A 12,903-nucleotide genomic window follows, 5' to 3' on the forward strand; every position below is an offset into this window, starting at 1 on the left:
TCCCACTCCGCATTCGTCAGATCCCCACGTCCCATCCCACCACCCTGACCTCAACACCCCACCCCTGTCAGGAGATCCGAGAAACAGACCCTAGTGGTCGTCGCAACACCTCGTCCTTGGAGGTGTTGATGGGCAGGCCAGCAGGGTGGATGGCGGCGTTGACTGGACGGTCGCCGATGAAGTCCCCGGGCGCGCTGGCGCTTCGGCGGGAAGTGGAACGTCAGTTCTGGCGGGAGATCGCGAAGGGGCTGCTCGCCGAGGAGGCGGCAGCTGCGGTTGGCGTATCCCAGGCGGCGGGTTGCAGGTGGTTCCGTCACGGTGGCGGCATGCCACCAATGGATCTCGCTCCGCAGTCCGGCCGGTACCTGTTCTTTCATGAGCGTGAAGAGATCGCGATCCTCAAAGCGCAGGGCATCGGAGTCCGGGAGACCGCGCGACGTCTCGGCCGCGATCCATCGACGGTATCCCGGGAGCTGCGGCGCAATGCCGCGACCCGTGGCGGCCGACTGGACTACCGGGCTTCGGTCGCGCAATGGAAGGCCGACCTCGTGGCCCGGCGCCCGAAGACAGCGAAGCTCGCCGCGAACGATCGGCTGCGGGACTACGTGCAGGAAAGACTCTCCGGCCAGGTCAGCCGCCCGGACGGGACGGTACTGGGGCCGGAGGGCCCGCGGTGGAAGGGGAGGAACAAGCCGCACCGCGGCGACCGCCAATGGGTCATGGCGTGGAGTCCGGAGCAGATCGCGCACCGGCTGAAGGTCGACTTCCCCGATGATGACTCCATGCGCATCAGCCACGAGGCGATCTACCAGGCCCTCTTCATCGAAGGCCGTGGAGCGCTCAAGCGTGAGCTCGTTGCCTGCCTGCGCACAGGCAGAGCCCTGCGGGTGCCTCGTGCCCGTTCCAAGCGCGGAACGCGTGGGCCCACGTCACGCCCGAGGTGTTGATCAGCGAACGGCCGGCCGAAGCCGACGACCGCGCCGTACCGGGACACTGGGAGGGCGACCTCCTGATCGGACTTGAGCGATCGGCGATTGGCACGCTGGTCGAGCGCACGACCCGATACACAGTGCTTGTCCACCAGCCCCGCCAGGACGGCTATGGCGTCGTTCCCCGTACCAAGAACGGGCAGCCGCTGGCCGGTTACGGCGCGGTGACGATGAAAGAAGCGCTTGCGGCGACGATCGTTACCCTGCCCGAGCAACTACGGCGGTCGCTGACCTGGGACCGGGACAAGGAGTTGTCGGCGCACGCGCAGTTCACGATCGAGACCGGCGTCCCGGTCTACTTCGCCGATCCACACAGCCCCTGGCAGCGCGGCACGAACGAGAACACGAACGGCCTGCTGCGCCAACACTTCCCGAAGGGAACCGACCTTTCTCGATGGGCGGTAAAGGATATCGAGGCGGTCGCAGCCACGCTCAACAGTCGCCCTCGCAAGAGCCTCGGTTGGAAGACACCTGCCGAAGCCCTCAACGACCATCTACTATCGATCGTGTAAGCCGGTGTGGGTGCGGCTCTTCTCGAGTGACTGGTTGAGGGGCGGCTGAGCTGGGCTTTCGTGTCGGTGGGCTGATGGCGGTGGCTGGGCGCTTCTACCGGGTTCGGGCAGCAGGCGAGGGGGTGGTCTTGTTGGCCTCCTTGATCGAGGAGTAGGAGCGGCGTGAGGCGGTGGTGCGGGAACGGGGGGTGGGGTAAACCGAACCTTGATTTTCCGTGCCAGCACGATCGATTCGAGGCGGTGGCGCGGCGAGCCTTGAGTCATGAACGTTTCGCAGCGGACGGCAGCATCCAGCCGTAGCAACCCGCGTACTTCCTCGACCCCGATCGCCACTTCGTGCACCAGCGCCGGATTTGGTGGTTATGGTGGCGCCTGCCGTCACCGGCACGGCTGGAGGGACCTTTTCAAGGAGCCGTTCCGGGCAGAGACTTGGAAGCGGTTCGCGTATGTGCTCCTCGCCCTCCCGGTGGGCATCTTGTGCATGCCGCTGGCCCTCGTCGGCGGCCCGGCCGCCCGCATACAGCGCGGCCTCGCGCGCAGGCTGCTCGGCGTCGGGCTCCCCGAGTCCGCCTCCCCGCGCGGCGGGCCTCTCACCTTCGTACACGCCGTGCTCACCCTGCCGGTCAATCTGACGGCCGTGGTCGTATCCGGGTACTTCTGGTTGGTCGTCGCGATCAACATCGGCTACCCGCTGCGGCCCGACAACGACTACAGCACCTCCTGGGGCGGACCCACCCTGGCCGGGGCCTGGGCGGTGCATGCGATCGGCGGCGGAGTCACCTTCCTGCTGCTCACGCCTTGGGTGATACGGGGCTTCACGGCTCTCCAGGCCCGGCTGGTCCAGGGCTTCTTGGGCAGCTCGGCGGCGGGACGCGGCAGGGCGGTGGCGCTGGCGCTCGGCGTCGCCGCGGTGTGTGCCGTGCTCTCCATACCGGTGATCCACCAGCTGTAGACGTGCCTGTGAACCGCCCTCTGCGCGCGCGGACCGTGGTCCGGCAACGGCGGTCCGAACCTCTAGGGTTGGTCGTCATGCGCCGCCCGGGCTTCCCGTACCGTCCCCTGCGCCTCGTCGCCGCCACCGCGCTGTACGCGATCGTGGCCCTGCCGCTCGCTTTGATCGGCCTGGTCCTCGTACTTGGCGGGCTGTTCCTCAGCGGCGTGCTGTCCTGGACGGCGCTCGGCAGCTGGCTCGTCGCGGCGATCGTGCGGGGCGCCCTGGCGCTCGGAACCACTCAACGCGCCCTGGCAGGCGGTTTGTTGGGGCTGCGGATCGAGTCTCCGGTCTATGCGGAGAGCACTGGCCCGTTCGGCTGGCGCCGGGCGGTGCTGGCGGGCCGTGCCGGATGGCGCGCGGTGGGCTGCGCCCTGCTCGCCCCGCTGACGGCGCTCCCCGGACAGCTCGCCGTCGTCCTGTACGTGCACGGCGTGCTGCTCACGCTGACACCACTGCTGCGGTACTTCAACTACTTCACGGTGCGCGACGGCGACGGCACGGTCCGACGCGTGGGGCTGGAGGTGGGAGGGGTGGAGTTCGACACCTGGCCCCGGGTGCTGGCGCCCGTGGCGGTCGGCCTGCTCCTGCTGTACGTGACGCCGTGGTTGGTGCGCGGCGCGCTCGCCCCGCACCGGGCACTGCTGCGGGCGCTGCTCGGCCCCAGCGCGGCGGACCGGCGCATCCGCACCCTGGAGGAGACCCGCGCACAGGCTGTCGACGACGCGGCGGCCACCCTGCGCCAGATCGAGCGCGACCTGCACGACGGCACGCAGGCCCGGCTGGTGGGCCTGGGCATGCACCTCACAATGATCCGCGAGCTGGTCGCGGGCGGAGCCGACCGGGAACGGATCCTCGGCGTCGTGGAGACGGCGCAGGGCAACGCGAAACAGGCCGTCGCCGACCTGCGGCACCTCGTCAAGGGCATCCACCCGCCCGTTCTGGACCAGGGCCTGGAGGCCGCGCTGCTCACTGTGGCCGCCGACACCGCGCTGCCGGTGCGTCTGGACTGCGGCATGGAGGGCCAGCCGAGTCAGGCCGTGGAGTCCATCGCCTACTTCTGCGCCGCAGAACTGCTGACCAACGCGGCCAAGCACAGCGGGGCAGCGCACGTGTCCATCACCGCGCACGGTGCGGGCGGCGTCCTGCTGCTCACTGTCGAGGACGATGGGCAAGGCGGCGCCGAGATCGGCAAGGGCAGCGGACTCACCGGCCTGCTGGCCCGGGTGCGTACCGTCGACGGCTCGCTGACCTGCAACAGCCCTCCCGGAGGCCCTACGGTGGTCAGCGTCTTACTCCCCTACAAGTAAAGGCGGGCCGCCATGCGCGTCGTCATCGCCGAGGACTCGTCGATCCTGCGTGACGGCCTCGTCCAACTCCTCGAACTTCGCGGAGTGGAGGTGGCCGCAGCTGTCGGTGACGCGCCCGCGCTGCTCGCCGCGGTCGCCGAACACCGGCCGGACGCCGCAGTGGTGGACATCCGCCTCCCGCCGACGCAGACGGACGAGGGGCTGCGGGCGGCGGTCGAGATCCGGCGCACGGCACCCGGCACGGGCGTGCTGATCTTCTCCCAGTACGTGGAGACGAAGTACGCGGCGCAGCTGATCGGTGACGGCGGGGCGGGGGTCGGCTATCTGCTGAAGGAACGGGTCGTGGACATCGGCGAGTTCGTGGGCGCCCTCGAGCGGGTGGCAGCCGGCGGCACCGCTCTCGACCCGGAGGTGGTAGCTCAGCTCTTCGGCGCCGCGCGGCGCACCTCGGCACTCGACTCGCTCACCCCGCGCGAGCGCGAGGTACTCGGCTTGATGGCGGAGGGCAAATCCAACCACTCCGTCGCCGAGCAGTTCGGCGTCTCGGAGCGGGCGGTGGAGAAACACATCGCGAACATCTTCACCAAGCTGGACCTCCCGCCATCGCAGAGCGGCCACCGCCGGGTACTGGCGGTCCTGCAATATCTAAACGGACGGGAGGCCGAGGCCAACCACCACGGAACTACCGCCAATTGACCGATCAGCCTGGCCCTCGCGCAGCGAGATCGCCCGTCAAGCCGTGAGCGCGCAGTCCTATTGGCCAGCTGGAGACAGAAGCACTCACGTTCCCTTCTTGACGCGGAATGCCCAGCACACCTCACCCAAGAACACCAACACCTCCACCCATCCCTTGGCCAGGAAAGAGACGCCCTCACTGCCTGGCGACGACCTCACTCAGAAAGAGCCGCACCCAGCCGGTGTTGCATCCACTGGTTGAACCTGGTCAGTACAGCGCGGCCGCGTTTGCCGACATCTGCAGCCGACACGGCATCCGTCGCAGCATGGGCCGGGTCGGCTCGAGCTATGACGATGCCCTCGCCGAGTCGTTCTTCCAGGGCCTCAAGCGCGAGTTGCTCCACGGGAGGAACTGGACCCCCAAGGCACAGACCCGGCTCGAGCTGTTCCGCTGGCTGTCGTACTACAACCGGCGCCGTCGGCATTCCGCACTCGGCTACCTCACACCAGCCGAGTTCGAACAGCAACTGATCACGTCACCTACGCTGTCACTCGTTGCATGAAACCCGGTGTCCACTCCGAGGGATCAACCTCAACCGCATCCGCAACCCGCGGCTGCGGCCAGTCATTCCTGTTCGTCTATTGGTGGTTGGTGTCCTGGGCTGCGGTGAGGATGAGGTCGGTGACGGCTTGGGGGTGGGAGACCAGGGAGACGTGTGAGGAGTTGATCTCCACTGTCTTGCGTGCGTGTGCGCGTTTGGCCTCGTACCGTTCGAGGTTCGGGTTGATGGCCCGGTCCTGTTTGCCGACGAGCACGTATACGGACTTGTCCCGCCAGGCTGCCGCGGTGAGCTTGTCGGTGAAGGCCGACTGCGCGATCGGGCGCTGTGTCGATGCCATGACGGACGCCTGCTGCTGGGAGAGGTCCTGTGCGAAGGTGGCGTGGAGTTTGGCGGGCTGGATGTACACGTCGGTGCCAGTGGTTCCGTCGCCGTTGCGGAAGGGGACCTGTTTCAGTGCTGCGGTGAGCGGTGCTGGCGAGAACTTACTGGAGAGGCTGGCGAAGGACTCTCCCTTGTCCGGCATGATCGCGTTGATGTAGACGAGCGCTTTGACGTTGTTGACGCCGGTGGCTGCCTGTGAGATCACTTCGCCGGCGTAGGAGTGCCCGACGAGGACGATCGGTCCCTTGATGGTCTTCAGGAGGCTGTTCAGGTAGGTCGAGTCCTGGGGTATGCCGCGCAGCGTATTGGGTGGGGCGATGACGTGGTAGCCGTCGTGCTGCAGGCGTTGCACCACTGCGTTCCAGCTGGAGCCGTCGGCGAATGCTCCGTGCAGGAGCACTATGGTCTGCTTCTGGCCCTGCGGGGCCTTGCCCAGATCATCTGCGGCGTGAGTCGGTACCACGGTCAGGGCGGAGAGGACCGCCACTGTGAGGGCCAGTCTGCCCTTGCCTGATATGAGGATTCCAGAGACGGTCATGTGCTTCCACTTCCTCGGCGTAGAAGGTGAACTTCGCCATTTCGGTGGCTTGGAACCGTGAGGATCGTGCGGAAGGAGTCGGCAGCAGCCGCCGCGACTGCCGTGTCCGGTCGGCCGCGTGAACCCGAGAGCAGCCTCCTACGCGGAAGGCGTGATGGTCCGCGTTCCGCCGTGCCGCAGATCACCGTTTTCCCGTCTCCGCGCTTGGCGCGCATCCGATTCCGCCGTCGTTCGCCGTGCGGCAGCGGGTGTCCTGCCCATTTGACAGGCCGTCGCTGTTGGAGCGTGGGGCACTCGCCACGGTACGGCCCCCGACGGCTGGTGCCATCGCAGGTCGGGCCAGGGACGCCTGATCTGGGAGCTCGGTGCCGCCGGTCACCGGTCAGGCTCAGGAAAGGACCTTGAGTACTTCCTGTGCCAGCGGCCCGGAGGAGGCGGGGTTCTGCCCCGTGTGCAGGTTGCCGTCCGATACGAGGTACGACTCCCAGGCGGGACCACGGGAGTAGTTGGTGGGGAGCTTCTTCAGCTCGTCCTCCAGCAGCCACTTCGCGTCCTTGGCGAAGCCGACGCCTTCTTCTTCCTCGTTGCAGAAGCCCGTCACGCCGCGGCCCTCGAAGGGTGTGTTCCCGTTCTCGTCGCGGGTCGCGAGGATGGCGGCCGGTGCGTGGCAGACGATGGCGAGGGGCTTGCTCGAAGCGAGTGCCTTGCGGAGCAGTACGGCGGAGTCCGCGTCGAACGCGAGGTCCTCCATGGGGCCGTGGCCTCCGGGGTAGTAGACCGCGTCGTAGTCTTCGAGCCGCGCGTCCTTGATGGCTATAGGGTGGCGGAGCTCCTCGGCAGACTCGATGACCGCGGTCTCCTTGAGCATGTTCTCCTCGCCTCCCGCGTAACGGGGCTGCAGGCTCATGGTGTCCACGACGGGGATAACAGCGCCCGGGGTCGCCACCGTGACCTGGTATCCGGCATCCGTAAAGACGCTGTAGGGTGCGACGAATTCCTCGGCCCAGTACCCTGTCGGATGGCGATGACCGTTCTCGAACGTCCAGTAGCTTGCACCAGTCATCACAAACAAAACTCGACCCACGACTACTCCTCCTCGCAATTTCAGACCGGGAAGAATTCACTCTTTCTGAAGCTACCTCGGGCTGGCAGGCACGGCAACCGCAGGTCCGTGCAATTCATTCCCGTAGCCAACGACACAAATTCGAGCTAAATGCAGTCCGGATTCCGGAATATCATGGCCGAGCCAGGCAAAAGGTTCCTTCTGGTCCCGGATCGGCGTGTGCTTGATTCTCAGTTTTTCCAGTCGCGCCATCCAGACTTCCATATCTGAATGCTCGTCGACCAGGAAAGCAATGAGGTCCAGCCCAGTCCGGGATTCACCCTTTGCGGTTGTTCCCGGTGTTCTCTCGGTAGCGGTGGGCGAGCTCGTAGTCGATCGCCTCGACCTTGAACACCTTCTTGCACCAATCCGGACTCTCGTCGAGATTCGTGACCGATTGGAAAATCCTTGCTGAGCAGCACGTTTCAGTAGGGACCGCACTCGCGGTCGGCGAGCTCAATGAATCCAACACGCTGATCAAGATCGACGGTGGCTTCGGCTTTCTCTCAGCAATTCTTGGCATGTACGGAGCGTTCGCAGGCCTGGTGAATGGGACGCGGGACCGGCACCCGATCCCGACACGCCCCGACCCCGGCAGGAGCCTTGAGCACCTTGCCCACAACAAGCCGCGTCCCACGTCGGATACCGCGTCCACAGCGGGGCACCCTGAGAATTCCAGCTGAATCGATGCAGCCGATTCTTCGTGTGGCCCGGTATTCCGATGAATCGCTGGCACCCAGATACAGGAGTTTGGCGCGCAAATCCACTCTTGACGGATTGCATGCTCTGAGTTGCCGGGAGTCTCATGCGAGATTAAGCTGGTCCGCGAGGTCTTCCAGAGAGTGGCGCACGAGCCATCTTCGATATCAAGACCGCTACTGGTGTTGACGGTTGGCAACGTAGAGGGTCGGGCTGCCGTCACCGAACACAGCGTGAGATCCGCCTCGAGTCTCCGTGAGCAGTGGAGTACACGAATACCCCTGCTGCCGCGCATTGGTTCCCCGCCGGACCCAGCGCGCCACGGGCACCATGAACGTGAAAGGAAGCACTCGACATGGCGAATGCAGATCTCAGGAAGGTCCTCATCACGGGCGCAGGAACCGGCTTCGGTTTCGAGGCCGCCATGCGCCTCGCCAAGAAAGGCTTCGACGTGATCGCCGGGGTGGAGATCTACGCCCAGGTGCAGACCCTGAAGTGGCAGGCGAAGGAACGAGGAGTCTCTCTGCAAGTGGAGAAGCTCGACGTCACGAACGAAGGAGACCGCCGCAAGGCACTCGACTGGGGCGTAGAGATCCTGGTGAACAACGCCGGTGTCGGTGAGGGCGGTTCCACCGTCGACATTCCCGAAGCGAATATCCGGCACCAGTTCGAGGTCAATGTGACAGGGCCGCTGGTCCTCACGCAGGGAATCGTCAAGCAGATGATCAAGCGCGGCGGCGGCCGTGTCGTCTGGGTGTCCTCGCGGGAGGGCCTGAACGTTAATCCCTTCACCGGCATCTACTCCGCCTCGAAGCACGCGGTGGAGGCGATCGCCGAGACGATGGCGTACGAGCTGCAGGAATACAACATCGAGGTTGCCACAGTGAACCCGGGGCCCTTCCTGACGGGATTCAACGACCGGATGTTCCAGACCTGGGAGAGCTGGGAGGACGACGCGTCGGAGCGGCTGTTCGACTACTCCAAGCTCGCCTTCCCCCGTGCTCAGTTCGACCCCGAAGCGGTCTTCGCCACACTGACGGCCGTTGCCGCCGGAGAAATCGGCACGTTCCGCAACCTGGAGCCCAAGTCGATGCTCGAAGAGACCAAGCAGCTCCAGGCCGTTCCCTGGGAGCGGAAGGTCACGGACGGCCTAGGCACCCGCCATCCCGCCATCCAGCACTCCTACGAGATGACGCCGGAGACTCCCGTCGCGGCATCGTAGAGCGGCTCCCAAGCTCGGGCGTCCCGCCTTTCGCAGCGAGAACCCGGGCGCGAAATCGGGCTGCACGGTGGTCACCACATGGGTGGCATCGGATCTCTTCCGCGCTGACCTCAGCCAGTCCCCGGTGTCGGACCTTGCCGCCTCCACGAAACCGCGCATGCGCACGGGCGCGCAGAGCTCACAACTGCTGGAGGTACACCACAATGCCTGTCAAGCCAACCGTGCTGCAGGATCGCTATCGCAACCGCGGTACGGCGTTCACACTGGAGGAGCGGGCGAGGCTGGGGATCACGGGGCGGCTGCCGGCAGCTGTCGAGACCCTTGACCAGCAGGCCGGCCGGGCCTACGCGCAGCTGCAGAAGCAGCCCTCCAACCTGCACAAGTACATCTACCTCAACGAGGTCCACGACCGGAACCAGGTGCTGTACTTCAAGCTGCTCGGCGACCATCTCGACGAGTTGCTTCCCGTCGTATACGACCCCACGGTCGGCGAGGCGATCGAGAAGTGGTCCCTCGACTACCGTGACTCGCGCGCGGTGTACTTGTCGATCGACCGTCCCGAGGACATGAAGGCCTCGTTCCAGTCGCTCGGACTCGGCCCGGACGACGTGGATCTCATCGTCGTCTCGGATGCCCAGGAGATCCTGGGAATCGGAGACTGGGGCGTCAACGGGACCGACATCTCCATCGGGAAACTCGCGGTCTACACGGCGGCCGCCGGCATTGACCCCAACCGCGTCATCGCCGTGAACCTCGATGTGGGCACGGACAACGAGCAATTGCTCAATAGTCCGTCCTACCTGGGCAACCGGCATGCGCGCGTCACCGGTCGGCGCTACGACGACTTCGTCGCTCTTTACCTGGAGACCGCGTCCGAGCTGTTCCCCAGCGCGTTCCTGCACTTCGAGGACTTCGGGCCGTCGAACGCACGGCGGATCCTCGTGGAGAACGCCGACAAGTACCGGATCTTCAACGACGATATGCAGGGAACAGGCGCGATCGTCATGGCGTCGGCGTTCTCGGCCCTGAAAGTCACCGGGGCACGCTGGACCGAGCAGCGACTCGTCGTATTCGGCGCGGGCACCGCCGGCACCGGTATGGCCGACCAGATCCACGCGGCGGTGCTGCGAGACGGTGCGACGCCCGACGAGGCGAAGAAGAACATCTGGCTCGTCGACGTCCACGGCCTGGTGACCGATGACATGCGGGACTTGCCCGATTACCAGCAGATCTACGCGCGGACGAGGTCCGAGGTCGCCGAGTGGTCCGACGGCGAGATCGATCTGCTCGCCACGATCCGGCACGTCAAGCCCACCATCCTGATCGGCACCTCCACCGCGCACGGCGCATTCACGGAGGACATCGTGCGCGCGCTGGCCGCCGGCGTCGAGCGTCCGCTGCTGCTGCCGCTGTCGAACCCGACGAGCCGCATCGAGGTCATGCCGTCCGACGCGGTGCCCTGGTCCGAGGGCAGGGCGCTGATGGCGGTCGGCATCCCGGTGGAGCCGGTCCAGTACAAGGGAGTCTCCTACAAGATCGGGCAGGCCAACAATGCCCTGTTGTACCCAGGGCTCGGTCTCGGCACCATCGTCTCCGGTGCCAGCCACGTGACAGACAACATGCTGCTGGCCGCCGCCGAGGCGGTGGCAGACCAAGTCGATGTGTCGGCGCCCGGAGCATCGCTCCTGCCACCAGTCGCGAATCTGAGGGCATCATCCGCAACGGTTGCGGTCGCCGTAGCCAAAGCCGCGGTGCAGGACGGTGTCGCCACCCAGTCGCACGACGACCTCGCCCAGGCCGTCCAGGACGGGATGTGGGACCCGGTCTACCGCGCGGACGACCTGGAGTGCCGGCAATGAGCGGAAACCAGCCGACCCCGAAAATGACGAACCTGCCGATCGGGATCGAGGCCGATGGGAGCCGGCAGGAGTTCGACAGCATGGGCACGGTCGATGTGCCGGCGCATCGGTACTGGGGAGCGCAGACACAGCGCTCGCTCCTGCACTTCTCCATCGGCACAGACCTCATGCCCAAGGAGGTGTACCACGCGTACGGCTACGTGAAGAAGGCGGCAGCGCTCGTGAACGCCGCCGCCGGACGGCTGCCCGAGTGGAAGGAATTCGCTGCTCCGCAAAATGATCCTGCTTCAGTAGCTTGCGCGACAGTCTTGGTCTGTCGCTGGTTGGCACGTTAGAGGTCAGAGTTCGGCCGTCCAGACCCCGACAGGGTGCTCCCTCGGCGGCAGCCACAACCGAGGCTGCGACTCCCGATGCCTCTCCTCAGCCTGATCTTCCCAGTGGAAACGGTCATCCACATCGGGCCACGCAACTTGCAGCACAGGCAACGGAGGACGCCGGTAGAACCCCATAGCCCGCCCGAAGAAGGTTCGGTACCAGCGGAGATCGACCTGCCTGAGCGCGACGTGGTGACCGTCGACCACCTCAGAATGCCTCTGGCCTTCAGCCAATACAGCACCCGCGGCGGACTTCGCTCCGAGCCTGTTCAGCATGCGGTGCATAGCGTGGATATCGAGTCCGAACATGGCGAGTTCAGGTCCGCCATGAGTGTGCGCGAGGCCGATCGTGTAGGCGAATCCAGGACCGATCTCGTCCTCGGGAACCATCTGGACGTGCCATCCGTGCTGCTGCACATTCTCGATGATTGTCAGATCCGCGCGGTCCGCCTCGTCTCGGTCGCCGTAGTGATGGCAGAGGACACAGCGGCACTGGAACGAATCATCAGTCATGTGCGGAGGCTACGAGGTGAGCGGCTGAATCAGGCAGCCGGGGTTCGTGACCACCCTTTCAATCGAACAACAACGTCACCCTCCGTGATCGCTCCCCAAGATTTGTGCCAGAACCCGTAACTCACCAACAAAGCCACCGTTGCCCCGGCTCCCATCCGGAAGCGTTCTGAAGGCAGCCATTCCCCGAACTCCTTGTTACGTTCCCACCATGTGTCCGTGGAAGCGCCGTCACACGGAGCCGTGACAGTGGCGCGCATGAACACGAGCATGCGCGTGAACCCGAAGCCAGGACGGCGGGTCGTCTCCGTATTCCTGGCCCTGTCAGCCTCCGCCGCCGTCCTGGCTGCTCCCGGCGCGGCGGCCGCTCGGCAGTCGGACGGTGCCGCCGCCTCCGTACCGCCGGTCCATTGGGGTGCCTGCCCCGAGGCCGAGCCGCCTTATCCCGACCCCAGCCCGAGGGCGCAGTGCGCGACGGTCGAGGTGCCGCTGGACTGGGCGAAGCCGAACGGGCCGAAGACCGGCATCTTCGTCGCGCGGTACCGGGCCACCGACCCCGCGGGGCGGATCGGGGTCCTGATGTCGAATCCGGGCGGCCCCGGCACGCCCGGGGCCGACGACGCGCTGTACGCGGACGACCCCGTCAGCGGCTACTCCCCAGCCATGCTCCAGCGCTTCGACGTGATCGGCTTCGACCCGCGCGGCATCGGTCGCAGCCGAAACGCCGATTGCGATGAGGCGATCACCGGCCAGGTCCCGTCCCGCCCGCGCGACGCGGCCGAGTTCGAGCGCCTGCGCGCTTTGAACGGCAGGTTGGCGGCCAGCTGTCTGGAGCGGACGGGCCCGCTCGCCGCACACATGGACGGCGAGAGCGTGGCCCGCGACATGGACGCGATCCGCGCCGCCCTCGGCGAACGCCGGATCAGCTTCCTCGGCCACTCCTACGGCACCTTCCTCGGCGAACGCTATGCCCGCCTCTTTCCCAGCAGGCTCCGCGCACTGGCCCTCGACAGCGCGATGGACCCGGACCGGCCGAACGCCGAGCGGTACCTCACCGACGGCAGTGTCACCATCGACGACACTCTGAAACGGCTCGCGGCCTGGTGCGAGAAGGACACGGCCTGCGCACTCAACGGCAAGGACCTGACGGCCGTCACCGACACGCTGTTCGCCCGCGC

The 12,903-nt window shown here is 66.1% G+C and carries 11 protein-coding genes and 2 pseudogenes; 10 read left to right on the plus strand and 3 right to left on the minus strand.

Annotated elements, in window-relative coordinates; translation table 11 throughout:
* The first annotated feature begins 149 nt into the window (after positions 1–149).
* From ACIQCZ_RS42015 to ACIQCZ_RS42035, 5 genes and pseudogenes are all read left to right on the plus strand, one after another.
* A pseudogene (locus ACIQCZ_RS42015) lies at positions 150–1,501 on the plus strand (IS30 family transposase).
* Between the two features lie 481 nt (positions 1,502–1,982).
* Positions 1,983–2,453 (plus strand): hypothetical protein, encoded by a 471-nt coding sequence (locus ACIQCZ_RS42020; RefSeq protein WP_402291418.1) that lies wholly within the window; start codon positions 1,983–1,985, stop codon positions 2,451–2,453.
* Positions 2,454–2,530: 77 nt separating this feature from the next.
* Positions 2,531–3,802 carry a sensor histidine kinase gene (locus ACIQCZ_RS42025; RefSeq protein WP_402291419.1) on the plus strand — a complete coding sequence of 424 codons (1,272 nt, stop codon included), beginning with the start codon at positions 2,531–2,533 and terminating at the stop codon, positions 3,800–3,802.
* 12 nt (positions 3,803–3,814) lie between these two features.
* Entirely contained in the window at positions 3,815–4,498 is a 684-nt protein-coding gene (locus ACIQCZ_RS42030) for a LuxR C-terminal-related transcriptional regulator (protein WP_402291421.1), read from the plus strand.
* A 248-nt stretch (positions 4,499–4,746) separates the two neighbouring features.
* A pseudogene (locus ACIQCZ_RS42035) lies at positions 4,747–5,040 on the plus strand (transposase); the annotation flags it as partial.
* A gap of 76 nt (positions 5,041–5,116) precedes the next feature.
* On the opposite strand, the gene ACIQCZ_RS42040 reads toward ACIQCZ_RS42035, so the two are convergent.
* Together ACIQCZ_RS42040 and ACIQCZ_RS42045 are read right to left on the minus strand one after the other, a co-directional pair.
* Positions 5,117–5,959: an alpha/beta fold hydrolase gene (locus tag ACIQCZ_RS42040; RefSeq protein ID WP_402291422.1), complete on the minus strand. Its 843-nt coding sequence runs from the start codon at positions 5,957–5,959 to the stop codon at positions 5,117–5,119.
* Between the two features lie 388 nt (positions 5,960–6,347).
* Positions 6,348–7,022: a type 1 glutamine amidotransferase domain-containing protein gene (locus ACIQCZ_RS42045; protein ID WP_402291424.1), complete on the minus strand. Its 675-nt coding sequence runs from the start codon at positions 7,020–7,022 to the stop codon at positions 6,348–6,350.
* A 428-nt stretch (positions 7,023–7,450) separates the two neighbouring features.
* Here ACIQCZ_RS42045 and ACIQCZ_RS42050 point away from each other — a divergent pair, with 428 nt between their 5' ends.
* From ACIQCZ_RS42050 to ACIQCZ_RS42065, 4 genes are all read left to right on the plus strand, one after another.
* A complete protein-coding gene (locus ACIQCZ_RS42050) occupies positions 7,451–7,744 on the plus strand; it encodes a hypothetical protein (protein WP_402291426.1) in 294 nt (97 codons plus the stop codon).
* Between the two features lie 371 nt (positions 7,745–8,115).
* Positions 8,116–8,982, plus strand: a complete 867-nt coding sequence (locus tag ACIQCZ_RS42055; protein WP_402291428.1) for an SDR family oxidoreductase — start codon at positions 8,116–8,118, stop codon at positions 8,980–8,982.
* A gap of 203 nt (positions 8,983–9,185) precedes the next feature.
* The gene (locus ACIQCZ_RS42060) at positions 9,186–10,841 is read left to right on the plus strand and encodes an NAD-dependent malic enzyme (RefSeq protein ID WP_402291430.1); all 1,656 of its coding nucleotides are present in this window, start codon (positions 9,186–9,188) and stop codon (positions 10,839–10,841) included.
* A complete protein-coding gene (locus ACIQCZ_RS42065) occupies positions 10,838–11,176 on the plus strand; it encodes a hypothetical protein (RefSeq protein WP_402291432.1) in 339 nt (112 codons plus the stop codon). The genes ACIQCZ_RS42060 and ACIQCZ_RS42065 overlap by 4 nt, the downstream gene beginning before the upstream one ends.
* A 3-nt stretch (positions 11,177–11,179) precedes the next feature.
* Here ACIQCZ_RS42065 and ACIQCZ_RS42070 read toward each other — a convergent pair whose 3' ends face one another.
* Positions 11,180–11,728, minus strand: a complete 549-nt coding sequence (locus ACIQCZ_RS42070) for a DUF4262 domain-containing protein (protein WP_402291434.1) — start codon at positions 11,726–11,728, stop codon at positions 11,180–11,182.
* A 255-nt stretch (positions 11,729–11,983) separates the two neighbouring features.
* Here ACIQCZ_RS42070 and ACIQCZ_RS42075 point away from each other — a divergent pair.
* The coding region (locus tag ACIQCZ_RS42075; protein WP_402291435.1) for an alpha/beta fold hydrolase at positions 11,984–12,903 on the plus strand (920 nt) is incomplete at its 3' end.

The sequence above is a fragment of the Streptomyces sp. NPDC093149 genome, assembly GCF_044754145.1.
Classification (GTDB): Bacteria; Actinomycetota; Actinomycetes; order Streptomycetales; family Streptomycetaceae; genus Streptomyces.